Source organism: Microbispora siamensis (assembly GCF_016863095.1).
GTDB classification, from domain to species: domain Bacteria; phylum Actinomycetota; class Actinomycetes; order Streptosporangiales; family Streptosporangiaceae; genus Microbispora; species Microbispora siamensis.
This window is the reverse complement of sequence record NZ_BOOF01000018.1, coordinates 99,117-118,763: the sequence shown is the minus strand read 5'-3', so window position 1 is coordinate 118,763 and position 19,647 is coordinate 99,117. Positions and strand designations below refer to the sequence as shown.

The window sequence follows — 19,647 nt, the reverse complement described above, 5'->3', positions numbered from 1 at the left end:
CAGTTCCCGGCCGGCGACCTCCGATGAGCCGTCCCTAGGAGGAGGCGGTCAGGAGTCCGGCGTCCTGACACAGGTCGTGGCGGCGAGGGCCGTGGCCGCCGCGGACCGTAGCGCCACGTCGTCGTCCTCCTCGGAGGCCCAGGCGACGTGCCCGTCCGGGCGGACGAGCGCGGCGCGGACCCGTCGCCATCCGGCCCGGGACTCGACCGGCTCGTCCGCACGCACGGTCAATCCCGGCGGGGTGGGCAGCGCCCGGGACGTAGTCACCCCACCAGGGAGGGCGCGGCCCGCTCCCGTGAGGTCGAGCAGCACGTAGCGCCCGGGGACGAGCAGCGCGAACAGCCCCGATCCGTCGGACAGCCGCAGGTCCGGCGCGCGTGTCCCCACGAGCGGGTGATCAGCCGCGTTCCGTCCGTACGACACACCGATGCCGGAGACCTGCTCCGCCAGGAAGCGGGAGAACTCCGGCACCCGCGCGATGGCGTCGTCCAGGACCGACCGCAGGGCGAGGTTCTCGGGCGTGAACGTCGTCATGAGCGCGGTCTGCCCCCGGGTCAGGCGCAGCGTGGCCGCGCCTACCGGGTGCCTTTCCGCGTGGTAGCTGTCCAGCAGCCCGTCGGGAGCCCATCCCCGCACGGTGGCGGCGAGCTTCCAGCCGAGGTTCCACGCGTCCTGCACGCCGAGGTTCAGGCCCATGCCCCCGGCGGGGAACAAACGGTGCGCGGCGTCCCCGGCCAGGAGGATGCGACCGCTGCGGTATCGGTCGGCGAGGCACGAGGCGGATCCCGTGCCGGACACCCAGACGGGGTCGCGCAGGCCGAAGTCGGTGCCGGCGACGGCCACGAGCCAGGCGCGCAGTTCCTTCTCCGCGGGCCTGCCCCCCCACCCGAGGGCGCCGGTGCCGTCGACGCCCGCCACCCGGTGGAGGCCGGGTCCGATGGGCACGACCAGCACCTGGCCGGCCGCGTCGGTCTTCTGGAAGTACGGCACCGCCGGAGGATCGTCGAGCGTCGCGTCGGCGACCCAGGCGTACGCGGTGGAGCCGCTTCCCGGGAAACCGATCCCGGCGGCCGAGCGGACGGCGCTGCCCACTCCGTCACAGCCGACCAGGAAGCCCGTCTCCATCGTGTAGGGCCCTCCCGGGCCCTCGGCCCGCACCAGGATCCGGTCCACCTCCTGGGTCAGCGCGGTGAAGGCGTGCCCGCGCCGGACGTCCGCCCCCAGGTCGCGGGCGTAGCCCTCGGTCAGCTCCTCGACCTTCGGCTGCGCGAGCAGGAGGACGTACGGGAAAGGGGTGTCGAGCGTCGTGTAGTCCATCCGATGGTCGAGGAGACCGAAGTGCGAGTCGGGCACCCGGATGCCCTGCGCGACGAACGACTCGCCGACGCCGCGCGACGCCCACAGTTCCATCGTGCGGGGGTGGACCGTGAAGCCCTTGGAGTGCGGGTCGCGTTCCGCCCGCCTCTCCAGGACCGTGACCTCGACCCCCGCGAGACGTAACTCCGCCGCGAGCCACAGCCCGGTAGGGCCGCCTCCGACGATGACGACTTCTCCCATGTGCCTCTCCCGAGAACGATCCGCTGACCGTGATCTTCGGTGCGAGGACGGTGGACCGTGCGGCGCCGGCCCCTCGTCGCCCCGTCATCCTCTCCCGGCGGAGGGAACGGCGCCAGACGTCGAGGACCCCGCTGTCGGCCAGCTATCCGCGGGGCCGCCGCAGGACGCGGACCTGCCGGGGGGCCAGGGTCGTGTCCGGCGCCAGGGAGGGGCCGTGGAGGGGGTCGCCGGGGACCGCGGACAGGTCGACGTGCCGGTCGGTACGGTTGATCAGGAACCAGTAGTCGTCCGTTCCGTCGGTGCGGACGGCGACGTCCACGAGCCCGCGGGCTTCGGAGGGCAGCTCCGAGGAGACCCCGGCGACGTCCAGCAGGTGGGGGAGGACGACCCCGAGACCCTCCGGGCCGAGGCGGGTGGAGACGTACGACGCCGAACCCGCTCCCGTACGGCGCGTCGTGACGGCGGGGCGGCCCGCGTGGTCGCCGGACTTGTACGTCGCCAGCACCTCGGTCGCCGGGTCGGCGAGGTCGATCCGGTCGGTCCACAGGGTGCCGGTGACGCCGAGGTCGAGGTCGACGGCGTCGCCGTCCAGCAGGGGGCCGAACTCCTCGATGCGGATGCCGAGCAGGTCGCGCAGCGCCCCGGGATAGCCGCCGAGCCACACGTGGTCGTCCTCGTCCACGATCCCGGAGAAGTAGGTGGTGACGAGGTGCCTGCCGGAGGCGACGTAGTCCTCCAGCCTGCGGGCGAGCGCGCCGGGCACGACGTGCAGGATCGGCGCAACGAGCAGCCGGTAGCCGCTGAGGTCGTCGTCCACGTCGACGACGTCCACCCGGACGCCCGCGTCGAGGAGCGCGGTGTACCAGTCGAGGGCCTCCTGCCGGTAGCGCAGCAGCGAGGTGGGGTGGGAGTCGAGCTCGCTGGCCCACCAGGAGTCCCAGTCGAAGACGATGGCCACAGGGGCGCGCAGCCGCCGGGTGCCCGCGACCGGCGCGAGGGCGGCCAGCGTGGCGCCCAGGTCGGCGACCGACCGGAACACGTCGCTGTCGGTGCCCGCGTGGGGGACCATCGCCGAGTGGTACTTCTCGGCGCCGCCCGCCGACTGCCGCCACTGGAAGAAGCAGACCGCGTCGGCGCCGTACGCGACGTGGGTGAGTGAGTCGTGAGCCAGGCCGCCGGGCCGCTTCGCCAGGTTGACCGGCTGCCAGTTGACCGCGCTGGTGGAGTGCTCCATCAGATACCAGGGCCGGCCGCCGGCGAGTGAGCCGGTGAGGTTCGCCGAGAAGGACAGCTCGTCCTGGGCCTGGGGACCGGTCAGCAGGTAGTGGTCGTTGGAGACGAAGTCGACCTCGGCGGCCCAGTCGGCGTAGTCCATGCCCTTGGTCTCGCCCATGACCATGAAGTTCGTGGTCACGGGGATGTCCGGGGTCAGCTCGCGCAGGACGTCCCGTTCGGCGCGCAGGTAGTCCTTCAGGGCGTCGGAGGAGAACCGCTTGAAGTCCAGTTGCTGGGTGGGGTTGGGGTAGGAGGCGGCCAGGCGCGGCGGCAGGATCTGCGACCAGTCGCTGTAGCGCTGGGACCAGAACGAGGTCGCCCAGGCGCGGTTCAGCTCGTCCAGCGTGCCGTACCGTCCTCGCAGCCAGTCGCGGAAGGCGGTCGCGGCGTCGTCGGAGAAGTCGTAGACGTTGTGGCAGCCGAGTTCGTTGGAGATGTGCCAGGCGGCGAGGGCGGGATGGCCGCCGTACCGCTCGGCGAGGGCCCGGGTCAGGCGCAGCGCGTGCTCGCGGAAGACCGGCGAGGTCGGCCGCCAGTGCTGCCGCGCGCCCGGCCACAGCGTGTGGCCGTGCTGGTCCACGGGGAGGATCTCCGGGTGCTTGGCGGTCAGCCACGGCGGCGGCGAGGCCGTCGCCGTGGCCAGGTCGACCGCGATGCCGTTGGCGTGCAGCAGGTCCATCGCCTCGTCGAGCCAGCCGAAGTCCCAGACGTCCTCGTCCGGCTGGATCCGCGCCCACGAGAAGATCGCCAAGGAGACGATGTTCACCCCGGCCGCCCGCATCGCGCGCATGTCCTCGTCCCAGATCTCCCGGGGCCACTGCTCGGGGTTGTAGTCGGCCCCGAACCCCAGGCGGGCCCGTCCGGGGTCGGACGGCCAGCGCACCCAACGGTGTCGGTCAGCGTTCACAACGACTCCTTCAAGTGATGGTTACGTGGTCTTCCACTGCTGGTTGGCGCCGCCGTTGCAGGTCCACAGGATGACCGGGGTGCCGTTGGCGGTGCGGGCCTGGTTGACGTCGAGGCACCGGTTGGAGGGCACGCCGCGCAGCACGGAGGTGCCCCCGGAGCCGGAGCCCCAGGCGTACCTGATTCGGTCGACGCCGCTGCTGTTGGGCGTGCTCAGCGTGAGGTTGACGCCGCTGCCCTGCAGCGTCTGCAGGGTGTAGGGGTCGCCGCCCCGCAGCCCGGGCCAGTAGATCGCGCCCATGCCGAGGGAGCGGATCGTGTCGGTGTCCGCGCGCAGGTAGCGCACGAAGTTGTCGGTGCTGTTCGCGTCGTTGTAGTTCAGGCCCGTCGTCATCGGCGCGCCCATCTCGTCGACGACCGTACGGGACGCGCACGAGCCGATCCGGTTCCTGAAGTCGGTGACCCAGTCGTTGTAGGTGTGGGTGCCCCAGAAGCCGTAGTGGTGCAGCGACAGGTAGGTGCCGTTCAGCCGGCTGTCGGCGCACACGGAGGTGACGTTGTCGTTGTAGCCGGTGCCGCTGACGAAGATCCGGTTCTTCGGGATCGACGGGTGGTCGCCGATCCAGCCGGCGGCGACGTCCGCCCACGCCGACTGGCCGTAGCCGAACGGCTCGTTCATCGGCTCGAAGTAGACCAGGCCGTTGCCGCCGTACCTGGCGGTGACGGTGTTCCACATCGAGGTCCACGCCGCGACGTCGTCGATCCTGCCGTCCTTGGCGGAGGGGCCCTCCCAGTAGGCGAGCACGACCTTGAAGCCCTTGGCGGTCGCCGCGTCGATCGCGCCCGTGTACGAGTTCCACCAGCCGGTGCCGACGGAGTAGGGGTTGACCGGCAGCCGTACGGTGTTGGCGCCCAGGTTGTTCTGGAAGCCGGTGAGGATGGCGTCGGCCTTGGCCTTCACCGTGGCATAGCTGTCGGAGGCGGACAGTCCCGAGGGGATCACTGGATCGTCGGCGTAGTTGTCGCGGGGGTCGGCCCAGTTGACGCCCTTGAACTGGCTGGTGTCGGCCGCTGCGGGCGTCGCGCCGGCCAGCACACCGGCGGAGACGACGGCCAGTGCCGTGAGCGCGCCGGCCAGCGAACGGCGGTGTGCGTGCGTTCCGGGGTGCTTGCGGGGGTGGGAGTGCATGGTGCTTCCTTTCGGGGGGAGGACCGGCAGCCGGGCGAGGTCCGCTGGACCTGTCTGTTCGACCCGTCGGGTCAGGGGGATCGGCTGTCGGTGGCCGGGACGACGCCGCCGGTCGGCGGCGCCGCGGAAGTACGTATGCGGTGGACTCGGCGCAGTTCAATCGGCCGGGTGGAATCGGCACGTGCGCCGGGAACGCACGGGCCGGGGTGTGTCTAGCCGCCCGGCCCGTCCTGCCGCCGCGCTCCCCGCGGAACGGCGGCAGCGATGGCCCCGGCGACTACGGTGGCCGCTACTTGACGGTGAAGCCCTGCTCCTCGCCGTACTTCAGAGAGGCGTCCTGCCAGGCCTTCAGGCCGTCCTGCAGCGTGGTGGAGGAGGTGTACGCCTTGCCGACCGTGTCGTTGAAGATGCTGTTGGCGTAGACCTGGAAGGGCAGGTAGGACCAGCCGCTGACGACCTGCGAGGCGGACTCGGCGAGCACCTGGTTGACCTTCTGGCCGCCGAAGTAGGGGAACTCCTTGTCCTGGAACTTCGGGTCCTGCAGCTGGGCGGTGGTGGCGGGGAAGGCGCCGCCGTCGACCCGGGTCTGCACCCCCTCGTCCACGTTGGCGTACTTCAGGAAGGCGTAGGCGAGGTTCTTGTTGGCGCTGGCCTCGGGGATCGCGAGCGAGCTGCCGCCGTTCTCGGCGGTGGACCTGCCGCCGGCCTCCCACTGCGGCATGGGCGCGACCTGCCACTTGCCCTCTCCGGCCTTGACCCCGGACTCGAGGTTGGCGGGCATCCAGGCGCCGATGACCAGGGTGGCGATGGTGCCGTCGCCCAGGCCCTTGTACCAGGCGTCGCTCCAGCTGGTGACCGGCGCGAGCAGCTTGCCGTCGATCAGCTTCTGCCAGAGGGCGGTGAACTTCTGCGTGCCCGGCTCGGCGAAGTTGATCCCGACCGTGGTGCCGTCCACGGTGTACGGCTTGCCGCCCGCCTGCCAGATCATGCTGGTGGTGAAGCCCGCGTCGCCGGTGTCGTTGGTGATGTACGCCTTCGGGTTCGCCTTGTGCAGCTTCTCGGCGTCCGCCGCGAACTCATCCCAGGTGGTGGGCACCTTGAGGTCGTACTTGTCGAAGACCTCCTTGTTGTAGAACAGCGCCATCGGTCCGGAGTCCATGGGCAGGCCGTAGATGCCGTTGCCCATGTGGACGGAGCTCCACGGGCCGGGGGTGAAGGTGCCGTCCAGCTTGCCCGCGCCGAGGGCGCTGAGGTCGGCGACCGACTTGGCGAGGGCGAACTGCGGCAGGGCGTAGTACTCCACCTGGGCGACGTCCGGCACCCCGGACCCGGCCTTGATCGCGTTCTGCAGGGCCGTGTACTGGTCGTTGCCGGTGCCGGCGTTGACGAGGTTGACCTTGACCTTCGGATACTTGGCCTGGAAGTCCGCGACGACCTGCTTGAGCGTCGGCTCCCACGCCCAGACGGTGATGGAGCCGCCGGTGTCGAGCGCCTTCTGGATGTCGGCGTCGGAGACGGCCGCGGACGCCGCGGGGGCGGCGGGCGCGTCGGCGCCGGGGGCGGAGCCGTCGTCGCCGGAGCCGCAGGCGCCGGCGGTGAGCGACACGGTCAGGGCCGCGCCCAGCAGGAGGGCGCGACGGCGGGTTATCGCCATGGGATGTGCCTTTCTGAGTTATCCGGGGAGACAGACGTCGGTGGGGGCGGCCATGCCGTGCCGGTCACGCCGTGCCGGTCATTCCTTGACGCTTCCGGCGGCCAGGCCCGACTGCCAGTAGCGCTGGAGCAGCAGGAACGCCGCGATCAGCGGGATGATGGTGAGCAGCGAACCGGTGATCACGAGATTGAAGATCGCCTCGCCGCCCGCCGTGAGGGCCTGCTGGTTCCATTCCTTGAGGCCGACCGTGAGCGGATACCAGTCGGGGTCCTTCAGCATGATCAGCGGCAGGAAGTAGTTGTTCCAGGTCGCGACCACGTTGAAGAGCAGCACCGTGACCAGGCCGGGCGCCAGCAGCGGCAGGCTGATGCGGAAGAAGGTGCGGAACTCGCCCGAGCCGTCCACCCGCGCCGACTCGAGGATCTCCTTCGGCACGGCGTCGTTGGCGAAGGTCCACATCAGATAGAGGCCGAACGGCGAGACCAGCGACGGGATGATGATCGCCCACGGGGTGTCGGTCAGGCCCATCTTGGCGAACATCAGGAACGTGGGGACGGCAAGCGCGGTGCCGGGCACCGCCACCGCCCCGATCACGACGGCGAACACCGCCTTCTTGCCGGGGAAGTCGAACTTCGCCAGTCCGTAGCCCGCCAGCGTCGCCAGCAGGGTCGCGCCGCCCGCCCCGACGACCACGTACAGCAGGGTGTTGAGCAGCCAGCGGACGAAGATCCCGTCGTTGTACGTGAAGGTCGTGCCGATGTTGTCGAACAGGGCGAAGTCGCCGTCGAACCACAGGCCGAAGGAGCCCAGCAGTCCCTCCTGGGTCTTGGTGGCGTTGATCACCAGCCAGACCAGGGGGAGCAGCGTGTAGACGAGCATGAGCGCGGTCAGCACGGTCAGCGTCGCGCTGCGGCGGTCCTGCGGGGACCGGCGCCGCCGGATCCCGTGCCTGATCACCAGGGGGGCATGGCCCGGGGTGGTCTTCCGGCCGGTGACCGGAGCAGTGGTCGCCATGGGTCAGACCGCCTTCCGCATGCCGCGCAGCTGGACGAGGTAGGCGACGATCATCGTGATGATCCCCATGACGATGGCGACCGTCGCCGAGTAGTTGAACTGCTGGCCCGCGAAGGACAGCGAGTAGGCGTAGTAGTTCGGCGTGAAGTAGGTGGTGACCGAGTTCGGCGCGATCGTCTTGAGGATGCTCGGCTCGTTGAACAGCTGGAAGCTGCCGATGATCGAGAAGATTGTGGCGATCAGCAGCGCGCCGCGCAGGGCGGGAAGCTTGATCGCCCAGATGATCCGGAGCTGGCCGGCCCCGTCGAGCGCGGCCGCCTCGTACAGCGAGGGGTTCACCACCTTCAGCGCCGAGTAGAGGATCAGCATGTTGTAACCCACGAACTCCCAGGTCACGATGTTGCCGATCGACGCGAGGACCAGGTCGGGCGACAGCGGGTCGGGCAGCGAGATCCCGAACGCCTCGTTGATGTTGCCGATCAGGCCGAACCTGGTCCCGTACATGAAGCCCCACATCAGCGTGGCGACGACCGCGGGCACCGCGTACGGCAGGAACACCGAGATCCGGAAGAACGCCGTGCCGTACAGCCTGCCGCTGTCGATCGCGAGCGCGACCAGCAGCGCGAGGAACAACATGATCGGCACCTGGACGACCAGGAAGAGCGCGACGCGTCCGAACGCCGACCAGAACTGCGGGTCCTGCAGGACCTTCAGGTAGTTGTCGGCGCCGACGAAGGCCGTCCCGCCGATCAGCCGGGTGCGGAACAGGCTGAGGTTAACCCGGCTGCACGGCGGTGTTCGCCTCCAACGACCAGATGGCCCTCGGCCTGCTGCGCGCCTTCCACGAGCGGGGGCGCGCGGTGCCCGCCGACGTCAGCGTGGTCGGCTTCGACGACATCCCCGACGCCTCCTGCTTCGTCCCTCCGCTGACGACTGTCCACCAGGACTTCGCCGAGGTCGGGCGGCGCTGTGTCCAGGGCGTGCTGAGGCAGATCCGCGAGGGCGGGGCGTCCCGGCCCGGCACCGACCTCGTCCCCACCCGCCTGGTCGTCCGCGAGAGCACGGCGGCGCCGCCGCGCGTCAGGCCGTGAGGCGGCCACGTGCCGGCCGGCGAGCGGCCGGCACGGGCGTCAGGTGGCCCTCCCGGCGGTCAGCGACGGCATGGCGGGGATCACGGCGGCGAGCCATCCGGCGGGGTCCGCGGTGAAGCGCGGCGCCGCCTGCGTCTCCCACCACGACCGTGCGGCGAGGATCGTCTCCGCCTTCCCCGTCCGGCCGTCCCGGTAGGCGACCTCGCGCTGCCCGGTCTCCCGCACGACGACGCGGCCCCGCTTCGCGCCGGCCTCGTAGTCGTTCCAGTTGATGCCGTGGCCGGCCCACAGCATCTCCTGCATCTGCCCCGTGGACCTGCCGTGGAGCTCCCGGTGGGAGAACTTCGCCTGCGCGGCCATCGTGATGCTGTTGCGCACGCAGTCGTTCTGCCGCCACAGGAAGTAGTTCGCGACTTCGAAAGGGTCGGCGAGGGTGAACGCGCGGGCGTCGAACGTGGCACGCCGGCCGTCCGCGGGCCCGGTGCCGTATGCCTCGTTGAACGCGATCGTCGCGATGCTCGCGGCCACGCTGACGACCTTCTGGGTCACACCGCCGAACCACGGCTGCGAGGACGGGGTGGCGAAGTCGGTCATGAGGACGCTGCACTCGTCGGACTGGACGTACGCGAACACGCTGCCGGTGATCTCCTCGCACAGCGCCCTGCCGACCTCGTTCATGGCGTCCATGACGGCGCGGTCGAACGGCCGGTGGGCGTCGCGGAGGAAGGTGTGGAACGCCCGCCCGTCGACGCGGAGGATCGTGTACGCCCGGCGCGGCAGCACGCTCCTGGTGGCGTGCTCGTACGCCTTCATGCGGTCGCCGAGCGCGGTCTTGTCGCTCATGCCGGTCTCCTTGGCCTCCGCCGCCTGGCCGGTCTCGGGGTGGGGTGCGATGCAGGATCTCACGCCACGGGGGAGGGGCCGCCACCGCTTATCGCCACCCTTGTCGCGAGCGAGGACGGAGACCGGCGTTCCTCGATGGCAGGTGCGTCAGGCGCCGGGATGTGAGGCAGCGCGGCCTGTTCAGCCCTCTCCCTCTTCATCGGGGACCTGGAGCCTGCCCAGGAGCATCAGCAGGAGCTCGTCCACGATCTGGTCGCGGGTGGCGTCGACCCAGCCGACGGCCCAGTCGTGCATGAGCCCGTTGATCGCCCCGATGAACGCGGCGGCTGTGATGCGGAAGTCGCGCGGGGGGATCTCGCCGCGGCCGGCGGCGTCGTCCAGTTGCTCGCACAGGAAGTCGATCCAACGGGCGCGGCGGTCCAGGCGCTGGCGGTCCAGCCGGGGGCTCACGCCGATGATCTCCACGAACGCGATGCGGGTGTGACGGGGGTCGGCGGTGGCCCCGGCGGCGTACGCGCGGAACAGCCGGGTGCAGCGGTCGATGGGCTCCAGGTGCCGCACCTGGGGGAGCACGGCGAGGACGGACCGCTGGGCGACGTCGTTGACGTACAGGTGCAGCTCGGCCAGCAGGTCCTCCAGGGTGTGGAACTCCTCGTAGAACTGGCGGCTGGACAGGCCCGCGGCCCGGCACACGTCCGTGATCCTGGTGGCGCGGTAGCCGGGGCCGCCGCCGAACAGGTCCAGGCCCGCCTCGAGGAAGCGCCTGCGGCGCTCGGCCTGCCGTTCTTCCGCCGATCTGCCGCCGTACCGGCCCGCCGCCGGGGTGATCCTGCCCGCCACCGCGTCCTCCGCTCCGTGATGCATGAATTTTGGGCCTTGTAGGCGGGCGTCACACGTGCCTACCATCCAGTAACAAGTCTGAATATCGAAATGTTCAGACTTGCGCGGGTCCGCGCGCCGAGGCGTGCGGACCCCCACGGCCGGCCATGCTCGATCTCCGTCCACCTCCCACCCCCCGGAGGAAGAACATGCACGCTTCGGCCCCCGTACGCCGGCGCGGATCACTGCTCGCCGTCGCCGTGGCGGTCACCGCCGCCGTCGTCTGCGGCGCTCCCGCCGGTCCCGCGCGCGCCGCCGACGGACTGCGCGAGGTGATGTTCGTCGGCAACAACTGGGACGGCACCGCTGACGTTATCGAGTCGAGCGGGAGCTTCGCCAGGATCGGCCGGATCAACGTCATCCCCGACAAGGCCCGGCGGCTGGCCGAGATCTACCTCAACCCCGTCAAGCTGGCCTTTTTCCTGGGCATCCGGCAGGGCCCCGGGGAGGGGCACGACCAGTTCGTCGACGACATGTACGCCACCCCGGACGGCACGGCCATGGTCGTCTCCCGCCCGAGCTTCGCCGACGTGGTCTCGATCGACCTGGCCACCGGCGCGATCAGGTGGCGGTTCCCGGTCTCCGGCTTCCGCGCCGACCACATGGCCGTGTCGCCCGACGGCGCCAAGGTCGCGGTCTCGGCCTCCACCTCCAACACCGTGCACGTCCTGGACATCAACACCGGCAGGCAGCTCGGCTCGTTCGGCGCCGGCGACAAGCCGCACGAGAACATCTTCACCGGCGGCGGCAGGTACATCTGGAACATGTCGATCGGCGAGGTCGACAACGACTTCGACAGCCCGTCGCAGGACTGGCTGAAGGGCGACCGCCACATCACGATCGCGGACGCCTCGACGTACAAGGTCGTCAGGACCATCGACATGCAGGACCGGCTGGACGCCTTCGGCCGCAAGGACCTGTCGGACGCGGTGCGGCCCGCCGTCTTCACGCCCGACGAGTCGAAGCTGTACTTCCAGGTCTCGTTCTTCAACGGCTTCGCCGAGTACGACACGGCCACGGACAGGATCACGCGGATCAAGACCCTGCCGAAGAACCCCGCCACCAGCGAGGACCGCACCACCTGGGTCAACGACTCCCGCCACCACGGGCTGTCGATCAACCCCGCCGGTGACAAGCTCTGCGTCGCCGGGACGATGGACGACTACGCCACCGTCGTCGACCGGGCCACGCTGCAGGAGGGCCCGCTGGTGAGCGCGTCCAAGCCCTACTGGGCCACCGTCAGCGGCGACGGACGGGCCTGCGTCATCTCCGAGAGCGGCGCCGACCGGGTCACCGCCATCGACTTCGCGACCGGACAGAAGATCACCTCGGTGCCGGTCGGCGACCACCCGCAGCGCGTCCGCATCGCCCGCATCCCGGCCGGCTGGACCCCTCCGGCCGCCGGCTGAACCCCCGCGAGTGCCGGGACGGGCCGCCCCGTCCCGGCACCCCCGGTCGCGCTCCGGGTTCGGAGCCGATGGGGACTCAGGAGCCCTCGGCCAGTTGGATGGCGGCGCCGGGGCAGACGGCGGCGGCCTCGCGGACCGCGCTGTGCCGGTCCTCGGCGGGCTCGGGCTCCAGCAGGACGACGATGCCGTCCTCGTCGCGCTGGTCGAACACCTCAGGTGCGATCAGCACGCACTGGCCGGCGCCGCAGCACTTCGCCTCGTCGACGATGACCTTCATGTCCATGTCCTCCTTGCCATCGGGTCTTCGTGGTCGGGGGTCACCAGCGGACCGGGACCTCGCGCAGGCCGCCGACGGCCAGCCCCTCCACGCGTTCCAGCTCCTCCACCGGAACGGCCAGCTCCAGCGTCGGGAGCCTGCGCAGCAGCACCTCCAGGACGACCTGCAGCTCGGTGCGGGCCAGCGCCTGCCCGAGGCAGGAGTGGGCGCCGGAGCCGAAGGCCAGGTGGGGGTTCGGGCTGCGGGTCAGGTCCATCTCGGCGGCGTTCTCGAAGGCGGTCTCGTCGCGGTTGGCCGCGGCCATGCTGCACACCACGGTCGTGCCGCGGGGCAGGACCGTGCCGCTGACCTCGGTCTCCGCGTTCAGGTAGCGGGGCAGGCCGAAGCCGGAGTTGGCGTCGAATCGCAGCGACTCCTCCACCGTCGTGCGGATCAGCGACGGGTCGGCCAGCAGCCGCTCCCACCGGGAGCGGTCGGCCAGCAGCATGGAGACCATCTTGCCGATCATGTTGGCGGTGGTCTCGTGCCCGGCGACCAGCAACGCCATACCGGTGACCAGGATCTGGATGTCGGACAGCCCGCCGTCTTCCGGGCCGCCGACCGCGATCAGCTCGCTCAGCAGGTCGTCGCCGGGCTCGGCGCGCTTCCTGGCGACGAGGTCGGACATGTACTGGAAGAACTCGCCCTGGGCGGCCTCGATCTCGTCCTTGCCGTAGCGGGTGAGGTTGAGCAGTGTGTCGGACCAGTAGGAGAACCGGTCCCGGTCGGCGGCGGGCACGCCGAGCATGTCGCAGATCACGTAGACCGGCAGCGGGAAGCCGAGGCTCGCCCTGAGGTCGCCCGGCGCACCGCGCTTGACCATGTCGTCGATGAGATCCTCGGCGATCCGGATCATGGCGGGCCGCATGGCGTTCATGCGCTTGGCGGTGAACCACTTGCCGACCAGGCGCCGCCAGTGCTGGTGCTCCTCGCCGCTGTCGGGGATGATCGTCGCCATCTCGCTGCTGAACACCCCGCCGCCGTCCGCCGACAGCCGGGCCGCGTCGGGCGCGTTGAGCTGGCGGGTGAAGCGCGGGTCGGCCAGCACCTGCTTGACGTCCTCGTAGCGGGTCAGCAGCGTCGCCCCGTCGCCGCTGGGCAGCGTGACGTGGGCCACCGGGCATCGGGCGCGCAACTCGGCCCATTCCGCGGGCGGGTCCAGCGCCGCGTCGTTGGGGATCGGGTAGCTCAGGACCTGGTCGTTGACAGTCATTCGGCATCTCCTCTTATGGATGGTCGGTCGCCGTGCACCCCCGGATGGGAAGGACGGCGCCCATCACGTATGCCCGGGTAAGCGTGAAGGCCGGTCGTGCCGGTGCCCGTCTGCATGCAAACTCCGGGGCGTCTTCGGGACGGGTGTCTCAGCGTCGGGTGTGTCAGGGGCGGGCGGCGGCCGTGCTCACGGCGTGCGCCCACGCGGCGCCGGCCGCGATCATCGCCCGCCAGGCGCGCAGGGTCTTCGGCGGCATGCCGACGGAGAGCACCCCGGTCAGCCGCTCGTCCGTGCGGTAGGCGAGCAGGAAACGCCGCTGCGCGATGTCGCCGTCCACGACGACCGCCTCGTCGTGGCCGCGCAGGTGCCCGTACGCCTGGATCTTCATGTCGTACTGGTCGGACCAGAAGTACGGCACCGGGGCGAACGGCCGCCGGGCCTCGGGGGAGAGCAGGTTGCGGGCGACGGCCATGCCCTGCTCGGCGGCGTTGGTGCGGTGCTCGAGCCGCATCGCCGTGCCGAACAGCGGGTTGTGCCAGCGGGCCACGTCCCCGGCTCCGTACACGCCGGGTGCGGCGGCGCTGAACTCGTCGCACACCAGCCCGTCGGCCAGGGGAAGCCCGCTGCCCTCCAGCCAGCCGGTGTTGGGCACGGAGCCGATGGCCACCAGCACGTCGTCGGCCGGCAGGACCGTCCCGTCGCCCAGGCGCACACCGCTGACCGCGCCGCCGGCTCCGACGACCTCGCGGACGGCGGCGCCGGTGCGCAGGTCGACCCCGTGGTCACGGTGGACCTGGGCCAGGAACCGGCCGGCCTGCTCGCCGACGGCCTGCGCCATCGGGACCGGGCCCGCCTCCAGCATCGTCACCGCCACCCCCAGGCCGCGGGCGACGGCGGCGACCTCGGCGCCCACGAACCCGGCGCCGACGATCACCAGTCGCCGTCCCGGACGCAGCCGGTCCTTCAGCGTGAGAGCGTCGTCCAGGGTGCGCAGCGTGTGGATCCCGGTCACCCCCTCGCTTCCCGGCAGGCGGCGGGAGCGTACGCCGGTCGCGACGACCAGCCCGTCGTACGGCACACGGGCGCCGTCGGCCAGCTCCACCGCCCGCCCGGCCACGTCAAGCCCGGTCGCGGCCACTCCCAGGCGCAGGTCGAGGCCCAGCGCCTCGATGTCGTCGTCCCGCCGCAGCGGCAGCCGGCCGGGCTCCCATTCCCCGGTCAGGATCTGCTTCGACAGCGGCGGGCGGTCGTACGGCGGATGCGGCTCGTCGCCCACGAGCGTCAAGGCGCCCCGGTAGCCGGCCCTGCGCAGCGCCTCGGCGGTGATCAGTCCGCCCGCCGAGGCGCCGACGATCAGGACCCGGTTCACGACTGCCCCAGCGTGTTCATCGCGTTCCCTCCGATAGCTGGTGAGACCGGCGACGGTGGCGCCGGTCTGGGCTCGGGGGGACGCCCACGACCGGTTCAACCGGACAACGTTGTCCGGAACACCGTAGCCCGCCTGACAGTGATATGTCGAGTAAAGACGAAGTCGATGTCGAAAAATCGGACATTGATGTCCGGTTGCTATCCTGACCGCATGGCTGTAGCGCGCCGGACGAACAGGGGACCCAGCGCCGCGGCGGGGAACCGGGCGGCGCTGATCGCCGCGGCCCGGGAGGTGTTCGCCGCCGCCGGTTACGACGCGCCGCTCAGCGCGGTCGCCCGCGCCGCCGGAGTCGGCCAGGGCAGCCTCTACCGGCACTTCCCCGACCGAACCAGCCTCGCCCTGGCCGTGTTCGAGGACGGCGTCGCCGAGTTGGAGGCGCTGGCCGCCGAGCCCTGTGCGACGCTCGACGACCTGCTGGCCCTGATCAGGGAGCAGACCATCGCCTCGACCGCGTTCATCGAGATGGTCAGCGCGTACGCCGACGACCCGCGGATCATCGCCGTACGCGACCGCGTGGCCAAGGTGCTCGACGGCAAGCTCGCCGAGGCCCGGCGCGCCGGGCACGTCCGTGCGGACCTCACCACCGAGGACCTGATCCTGGCCGTCGGCATGTTCGCCGCGGTCCTCACCATGAGGCCCGCGCCGGCCCGGCGCGTCGCCGCCGCACGGGCGTGGGCCCTGCTGCGCAAGGGCATGGACGCCTGACCGGGCGGTCCGGCGACAACTGAGCGAACCACGCTCGCCCGTGCGGCGCGCGTAAGCGCACCTCCTCGGGGACACGACAACGGGGAGGCGCATGGAGGACGGGTGGACGCGATCATCAACTGGCTCTGGGGCCTGTCGGGGGCGGTGCTCTACGCGGTCGTGGCCGCGCTGGTCTTCGCCGAGGACGCGCTGTTCGTGGGGTTCGTCGTGCCGGGGGAGACGGCCGCCGTGCTGGGCGGCGTGCTCGCCAGCCAGGGCAAGCTGTCGGTGTACTGGCTGGGGCTCGTGGTGACGCTGGCCGCCATCGCCGGCGACAGCGTGGGTTACCTCATCGGCCGCCGCGTCGGCCCCAGCGTCCTGGACGTACGGGTTCTGCGGCGCCGTCGCGACCGCGTGGAGAAGGCCCAGGCGCTGATTCGCCGGTGGGGCCCTCAGGCGGTGCTCATCGCCCGGTTCGTCGCGTTCCTGCGCGCCATGATGCCGACCCTGGCCGGGGTGTCGCGCATGCACTACCGGCGGTTCTTCCTGTTCAACGTCCTGGGCGGGGTGCTCTGGGGCGTCGGTTACACCCTCCTGGGCTTCTTCGCCGGGGAGGCGTACGAGCAGGTGCAGTCGGCCGTCGGCGGTGTGGTCGCGGCCGTTCTCGCCGCGGCAGTCGTGACCGCTCTGGTCGTGTGGCGCGTCCGGCGGCACCGCAGAGGCTCCTGCGAGCGCGGGAACTCCGGCCGCTCGTGATGTCGTCGCCGCGGCTTTTTGTCGGTCCCGTCTGACAGGCTGGCTCTCTCATTCGAGTGCCTGTAAAGGAGGACGTGTGGCCAACTGGCGTGAAGTGGCCGAATCGGCACCGGAGTTCGCCGCCCGGGTCAGGGAGTCGTTCGAGTCGCACAAGCACAAGACCATCGCGACGCTGCGTAAGGACGGCTCGCCGCGGGTCAGCGGCATCGAGGCGTACATCATCGGTGACGAACTGTGGTTCGGATCGATGCCTCGTGCTCTGAAGGCCCGTGACCTGCAGCGTGATCCGCGCTTCGCCCTGCACGGCCCTCCGGTCATCCTCGGCGCCGGCGAGGCCGCCGGCTCATCGGGGGGTGACACGAAGCTGTCCGGCTACGCGGTCGAGGTCACCGATCGAGCCCGACTCGCGCCGATGCTGGCCGCGCGCGGCTTCGGTCCCGATGACTTCAGCGAGTCCCATTTCTTCACGGCGGACATCCGCGAGGTCGTGTTGACGCAGATCGAGGGATCCGCCATGGTCATGGACCTCTGGCGCCCCGGGCAGGGAGTCCGCCGCCTCGATCGCCCCTAGGGCCGGCATCAGCCCTGTGAGATCGGCTGCAGGCCTGCTGGGGCGGTATCGGCGGGGCCGGCGGCAATGACCGCGTCGAGCATGCCCTGTGACGCCTGCAGATCTTCGATGGTGTGGGTGATGCGCTCGCGCTCGCGGCGCAGTTGCGCCACCAGCTCGGAGCACACTGGCGCGAGGTTCGGGCCGTCGTCGCGGACGCAGGGCAGGACCTGGGCGATGGTGGTGGTCGACAGCCCGGCTGCGAGCAGGATGCGGATGCGCCGCACGGTGTCCACGTCCGCGTCGCTGTAGACGCGGTAGCCGCTGGGCAGCCGTGCCGGCGCCAGCAGACCCTGTTCTTCGTAGTAGCGCAGCAGCCGCTCGCTGACCCCGGTCCGGCGGACCATCTCCCCGATGCGCATGTGATCTGCACCTCACCGCATTGACTCTCACATTGATGTGAGACTTTAGCGTCTCGGTCATGACCACCGGCACAGCTCTCTTGGTTCTCTCGGCGACCCGGTCATCCCTGCTTTCCGCGCCGCGCCTGGCTGTGCACTCTGCTGACCGCCCTGGCCGCCGCGCCCGAGGCGCCCACCCTGGTCACCGCGATCAGCGCCTCCGCCTTCAATCTCGGCGTCGCCGGCGGCTCCCGGTTCGGCGGCCAAGCCCTCACCACTGGCCTCACCCTGCCGACCTGCCCTGGGCCGGTGCCCTGGTGGCAGGAGGCGCCGTGCTCCTCGCAGCGGTGGCCGCCCGCCGATCATGCACCACCACGGTCACCGCGTAGTGATCCCTCACAGAGAAACAGAAGGAGAAACAGCCTATGTCCACTGCTCTGCCCAACTCCCGCCTCGGCCGGGTGGTGCGCGGCACCGGCCCCGGCCTGTTGCTCGCCCATGGTGCCGGCGGCGGTATCGACGCCAACTACGGCCCCATCCTGGACACCCTCGCCGTGGAGCACACCGTCGTCGGGCCCGACTACCCCGGCACCGGCCGAACCCCGCGCGCAGCAGCTCCGCTTTCCCTGGACGGTCTGGCCGATGAGCTGGTTGCCACCGCCGTGGAAGAGGGCGTGGAGACCTTCGCCATCGCCGGTTACTCGCTCGGCAGCCCGGTCGCCATTCGGGCCGCCACCCGCCACCCTGACCGCGTGACCGCTCTGGTCCTCACCGCGGGCTTCGCCCACCCCAACCCGCGGTTCCTGCTCGCGGCCCGGATGTGGCGCGACCTGCTCCGCGCCAACGACCTGGAGCGCCTGGCCGGTTTCCTATCCCTCATCGGCCTCAGCGCCCCCGCCCTGGACGCGATCGACCAGGACGCCCTGGACACGGCCATCAAGACCACCGCGGCCACGATCCCGCCCGGCACGCCGGAGCACCTCGACCTGATCATCGACCACGTCGACGTACGGGCTGACCTCACCGCGCTCACGGTGCCGACCCTCGTCATCTCCACCACGCTCGATCAGCTCGTCACCCCGTACCATCACCGCCAGCTCAGCAACGCCATCCCCGGGGCGCGCTACGCCGAGATCCAAACCGGACATCTCCCTTTCATCGAGCAGCCCGAGCAGTGGGGCGCCCTCATCCGCGACTTCCTGCGCGACAGCCGCGCCTGAGCCCCGCACCACAGGCGTGCGGGCCCGTCCGCGTGGACGGGCCCGCACGTGCCACGGCCGGTGCTCGGATGCCGCGTACCCCGATCGCCGTCGGGATCAGGCGGGAGCGGTCCCGTGACCGGGCCGCTCTCACGCTCGACCGAGCGGGCGGGAATCAGTCCTTGTTCGACTGCCGCCAGTCCCGTACGGCGTCGCGGATCTTGTCGAACACGGCCACCGGCGGGCCGAGCAGCATGTTCGCGGTCGCGGACTCCCCGGCGCCCGGATGGGGCCTGGTCGGCGAGATCGCCTCGGCGGCCCGGACCGCGCCGGCCATGCGGCGCAACCGCTCCGGGGGCGTCTCCCGACGCAGCCGGGGGAACTCCTCCCGCTCCTCGTGCGTGGCGTGGTCGACGACCGCCTTCTCCAGTGCGGCCAGCCGGGTGTCGAACTCGGGGTGGTCGACGCCGAGGTCGTACAGGTCGGACAGGGCGTGCTTGGCCTCGTCCTCCTCGTGCAGCCGGGCCTCGACGACCTCCTCTCCCGCCTTCGACCGCGCCGCCGGGTGCACGACCTGCTCCTCCGCGCTCTCGTGCACCGCCAGCAGCCGTACGAGCTCGTTGAACAGTTCGCGTTTGCGCTCGCCCCGGGCGGCGGCGACCTCCACGAACATGGTCTTGATCTGGTTGTGCTGCGCCAGCAGCAGGTCGATGACGTCATGTTCCGTAGCAGTGGTCACTTTCGTCACCTTTCGAGTCGGAGACTCCGACCCGCCTGCCCGAACCCGGATCGCCTACACCCGCGCCTCGACCGGACGTCTTCCGTGAGCCGGAGGGCGCCGTGATGCGTCATAGAGAGCATGAGGATTTCGCGAATCGCGTTGCTGCCGTTGGCGGCCCTGCCCGTGCTGGCCGTCACCGCTCCCGCCGAGGCGGCCACGGCACACAGGAAGCTGCTCGTGGAGTTGCGGGAGGAGGGCGGGTTCGCCGGGCTGCACAACCGGGTGGCCGTCTACACCGACGGCTGCGCCGTGCTGAGCCGCCGCACCGGCCCCACCGTCCGCAAATGCCTGACCGCAGCCGAGTGGCGCGGACTGAGCGGCTCGCTGAAACACCTGCGGCTCGGGCGCTCCGAGTCCCAGCCTCCGGGGGCCGACTTCATCGCCTACCGGTTGTCCTACAAGGGGCACCGGGCAACCCGCTACACCCTGCCCCCCACCTGGCAACCGGTCGTGAGCAGGCTGGAGAAGGTCCTGGTCAAATACTGGTCCCCCAACTGACCG

At 70.9% G+C, this 19,647-nt stretch carries 20 protein-coding genes and 1 pseudogene; 7 read left to right on the top strand and 14 right to left on the bottom strand.

The features are described from left to right. Positions 1-48: 48 nt before the first annotated feature. The 6 genes and pseudogenes from Msi02_RS17730 to Msi02_RS17705 all read right to left on the bottom strand — a co-directional run. Positions 49-1,584 (bottom strand): annotated as a pseudogene (locus tag Msi02_RS17730) (FAD-dependent monooxygenase); the annotation flags it as partial. Between the two features lie 115 nt (positions 1,585-1,699). Continuing rightward, positions 1,700-3,739 carry a beta-galactosidase gene (locus tag Msi02_RS17725; RefSeq protein WP_204049372.1) on the bottom strand — a complete coding sequence of 680 codons (2,040 nt, stop codon included), beginning with the start codon at positions 3,737-3,739 and terminating at the stop codon, positions 1,700-1,702. 21 nt (positions 3,740-3,760) lie between these two features. Beyond that, a complete protein-coding gene (locus tag Msi02_RS43315; RefSeq protein WP_239108484.1) occupies positions 3,761-4,927 on the bottom strand; it encodes a cellulase family glycosylhydrolase in 1,167 nt (388 codons plus the stop codon). A gap of 289 nt (positions 4,928-5,216) precedes the next feature. Then, on the bottom strand, positions 5,217-6,581 hold the full coding sequence (locus Msi02_RS17715; RefSeq protein ID WP_204049371.1) for an ABC transporter substrate-binding protein: 1,365 nt from the start codon (positions 6,579-6,581) through the stop codon (positions 5,217-5,219). 78 nt (positions 6,582-6,659) lie between these two features. After that, entirely contained in the window at positions 6,660-7,595 is a 936-nt protein-coding gene (locus tag Msi02_RS17710; protein WP_204049370.1) for a carbohydrate ABC transporter permease, read from the bottom strand. A 3-nt stretch (positions 7,596-7,598) separates the two neighbouring features. After that, entirely contained in the window at positions 7,599-8,231 is a 633-nt protein-coding gene (locus tag Msi02_RS17705; protein ID WP_239108483.1) for a carbohydrate ABC transporter permease, read from the bottom strand. 158 nt (positions 8,232-8,389) lie between these two features. On the opposite strand from Msi02_RS17705, the gene Msi02_RS17700 reads away from it, so the two are divergent. Then, a complete protein-coding gene (locus Msi02_RS17700) occupies positions 8,390-8,686 on the top strand; it encodes a substrate-binding domain-containing protein (RefSeq protein ID WP_239108482.1) in 297 nt (98 codons plus the stop codon). A 39-nt stretch (positions 8,687-8,725) separates the two neighbouring features. Here the strand turns inward: Msi02_RS17700 and Msi02_RS17695 are convergent, their stop codons facing one another. Then, positions 8,726-9,529, bottom strand: a complete 804-nt coding sequence (locus tag Msi02_RS17695) for a tRNA(His) guanylyltransferase Thg1 family protein (RefSeq protein ID WP_204049369.1) — start codon at positions 9,527-9,529, stop codon at positions 8,726-8,728. 180 nt (positions 9,530-9,709) lie between these two features. Next, positions 9,710-10,393 (bottom strand): TetR/AcrR family transcriptional regulator, encoded by a 684-nt coding sequence (locus tag Msi02_RS17690; RefSeq protein WP_239108481.1) that lies wholly within the window; start codon positions 10,391-10,393, stop codon positions 9,710-9,712. Positions 10,394-10,557: 164 nt separating this feature from the next. Between Msi02_RS17690 and Msi02_RS17685 the strand changes: the two genes are divergently transcribed. Continuing rightward, complete coding sequence (locus Msi02_RS17685) at positions 10,558-11,817, top strand: YncE family protein (protein ID WP_204049368.1); 1,260 nt, start codon at positions 10,558-10,560, stop codon at positions 11,815-11,817. Positions 11,818-11,893: 76 nt separating this feature from the next. Here the strand turns inward: Msi02_RS17685 and Msi02_RS17680 are convergent, their stop codons facing one another. The 3 genes from Msi02_RS17680 to Msi02_RS17670 form a co-directional block, all read right to left on the bottom strand. Next, the gene (locus Msi02_RS17680) at positions 11,894-12,094 is read right to left on the bottom strand and encodes a ferredoxin (protein WP_204049461.1); all 201 of its coding nucleotides are present in this window, start codon (positions 12,092-12,094) and stop codon (positions 11,894-11,896) included. Between the two features lie 40 nt (positions 12,095-12,134). Beyond that, on the bottom strand, positions 12,135-13,346 hold the full coding sequence (locus Msi02_RS17675; protein ID WP_204049367.1) for a cytochrome P450: 1,212 nt from the start codon (positions 13,344-13,346) through the stop codon (positions 12,135-12,137). Positions 13,347-13,509: 163 nt separating this feature from the next. Beyond that, positions 13,510-14,715, bottom strand: coding sequence for an NAD(P)/FAD-dependent oxidoreductase (locus Msi02_RS17670; RefSeq protein ID WP_204049366.1), 1,206 nt, complete (start codon positions 14,713-14,715; stop codon positions 13,510-13,512). A 210-nt stretch (positions 14,716-14,925) separates the two neighbouring features. Between Msi02_RS17670 and Msi02_RS17665 the strand changes: the two genes are divergently transcribed. The 3 genes from Msi02_RS17665 (at position 14,926) to Msi02_RS17655 (ending at position 16,786) form a co-directional block, all read left to right on the top strand. Further along, positions 14,926-15,480 carry a TetR/AcrR family transcriptional regulator gene (locus Msi02_RS17665; protein ID WP_079312992.1) on the top strand — a complete coding sequence of 185 codons (555 nt, stop codon included), beginning with the start codon at positions 14,926-14,928 and terminating at the stop codon, positions 15,478-15,480. A 102-nt stretch (positions 15,481-15,582) separates the two neighbouring features. After that, a complete protein-coding gene (locus Msi02_RS17660) occupies positions 15,583-16,215 on the top strand; it encodes a DedA family protein (RefSeq protein WP_204049365.1) in 633 nt (210 codons plus the stop codon). Between the two features lie 76 nt (positions 16,216-16,291). Further along, the gene (locus tag Msi02_RS17655) at positions 16,292-16,786 is read left to right on the top strand and encodes a pyridoxamine 5'-phosphate oxidase family protein (protein WP_204049364.1); all 495 of its coding nucleotides are present in this window, start codon (positions 16,292-16,294) and stop codon (positions 16,784-16,786) included. 8 nt (positions 16,787-16,794) lie between these two features. On the opposite strand, the gene Msi02_RS17650 is transcribed toward Msi02_RS17655, so the two are convergent. Beyond that, positions 16,795-17,187 carry a MerR family transcriptional regulator gene (locus tag Msi02_RS17650; RefSeq protein ID WP_204049363.1) on the bottom strand — a complete coding sequence of 131 codons (393 nt, stop codon included), beginning with the start codon at positions 17,185-17,187 and terminating at the stop codon, positions 16,795-16,797. Between the two features lie 101 nt (positions 17,188-17,288). Continuing rightward, a complete protein-coding gene (locus Msi02_RS17645; protein ID WP_204049362.1) occupies positions 17,289-17,444 on the bottom strand; it encodes a hypothetical protein in 156 nt (51 codons plus the stop codon). 147 nt (positions 17,445-17,591) lie between these two features. Between Msi02_RS17645 and Msi02_RS17640 the strand changes: the two genes are divergently transcribed. Then, positions 17,592-18,386, top strand: coding sequence for an alpha/beta fold hydrolase (locus Msi02_RS17640; protein WP_204049361.1), 795 nt, complete (start codon positions 17,592-17,594; stop codon positions 18,384-18,386). 154 nt (positions 18,387-18,540) lie between these two features. Here the strand turns inward: Msi02_RS17640 and Msi02_RS17635 are convergent, their stop codons facing one another. Further along, a complete protein-coding gene (locus Msi02_RS17635) occupies positions 18,541-19,104 on the bottom strand; it encodes a hemerythrin domain-containing protein (RefSeq protein WP_239108480.1) in 564 nt (187 codons plus the stop codon). A 120-nt stretch (positions 19,105-19,224) separates the two neighbouring features. Here Msi02_RS17635 and Msi02_RS17630 point away from each other — a divergent pair, with 120 nt between their 5' ends. Next, the gene (locus tag Msi02_RS17630; RefSeq protein ID WP_204049360.1) at positions 19,225-19,644 is read left to right on the top strand and encodes a hypothetical protein; all 420 of its coding nucleotides are present in this window, start codon (positions 19,225-19,227) and stop codon (positions 19,642-19,644) included. Positions 19,645-19,647 lie beyond the last annotated feature (3 nt).

Bases quoted from the DNA above. Each gene is read 5' to 3' on its own strand.
- Msi02_RS17695 (WP_204049369.1), bottom strand. From the start codon at position 9,529: ATGAGCGACAAGACCGCGCTCGGCGACCGCATGAAGGCGTACGAGCAC.
- Msi02_RS17675 (WP_204049367.1), bottom strand. From the start codon at position 13,346: ATGACTGTCAACGACCAGGTCCTGAGCTACCCGATCCCCAACGACGCG.
- Msi02_RS17710 (WP_204049370.1), bottom strand. From the start codon at position 7,595: ATGGCGACCACTGCTCCGGTCACCGGCCGGAAGACCACCCCGGGCCAT.
- Msi02_RS17685 (WP_204049368.1), top strand. From the start codon at position 10,558: ATGCACGCTTCGGCCCCCGTACGCCGGCGCGGATCACTGCTCGCCGTC.
- Msi02_RS17650 (WP_204049363.1), bottom strand. From the start codon at position 17,187: ATGCGCATCGGGGAGATGGTCCGCCGGACCGGGGTCAGCGAGCGGCTG.
- Msi02_RS17690 (WP_239108481.1), bottom strand. From the start codon at position 10,393: ATGCATCACGGAGCGGAGGACGCGGTGGCGGGCAGGATCACCCCGGCG.
- Msi02_RS17680 (WP_204049461.1), bottom strand. From the start codon at position 12,094: ATGAAGGTCATCGTCGACGAGGCGAAGTGCTGCGGCGCCGGCCAGTGC.
- Msi02_RS17640 (WP_204049361.1), top strand. From the start codon at position 17,592: ATGTCCACTGCTCTGCCCAACTCCCGCCTCGGCCGGGTGGTGCGCGGC.
- Msi02_RS17665 (WP_079312992.1), top strand. From the start codon at position 14,926: ATGGCTGTAGCGCGCCGGACGAACAGGGGACCCAGCGCCGCGGCGGGG.
- Msi02_RS43315 (WP_239108484.1), bottom strand. From the start codon at position 4,927: ATGCACTCCCACCCCCGCAAGCACCCCGGAACGCACGCACACCGCCGT.
- Msi02_RS17715 (WP_204049371.1), bottom strand. From the start codon at position 6,581: ATGGCGATAACCCGCCGTCGCGCCCTCCTGCTGGGCGCGGCCCTGACC.
- Msi02_RS17630 (WP_204049360.1), top strand. From the start codon at position 19,225: ATGAGGATTTCGCGAATCGCGTTGCTGCCGTTGGCGGCCCTGCCCGTG.
- Msi02_RS17705 (WP_239108483.1), bottom strand. From the start codon at position 8,231: ATGTTGTTCCTCGCGCTGCTGGTCGCGCTCGCGATCGACAGCGGCAGG.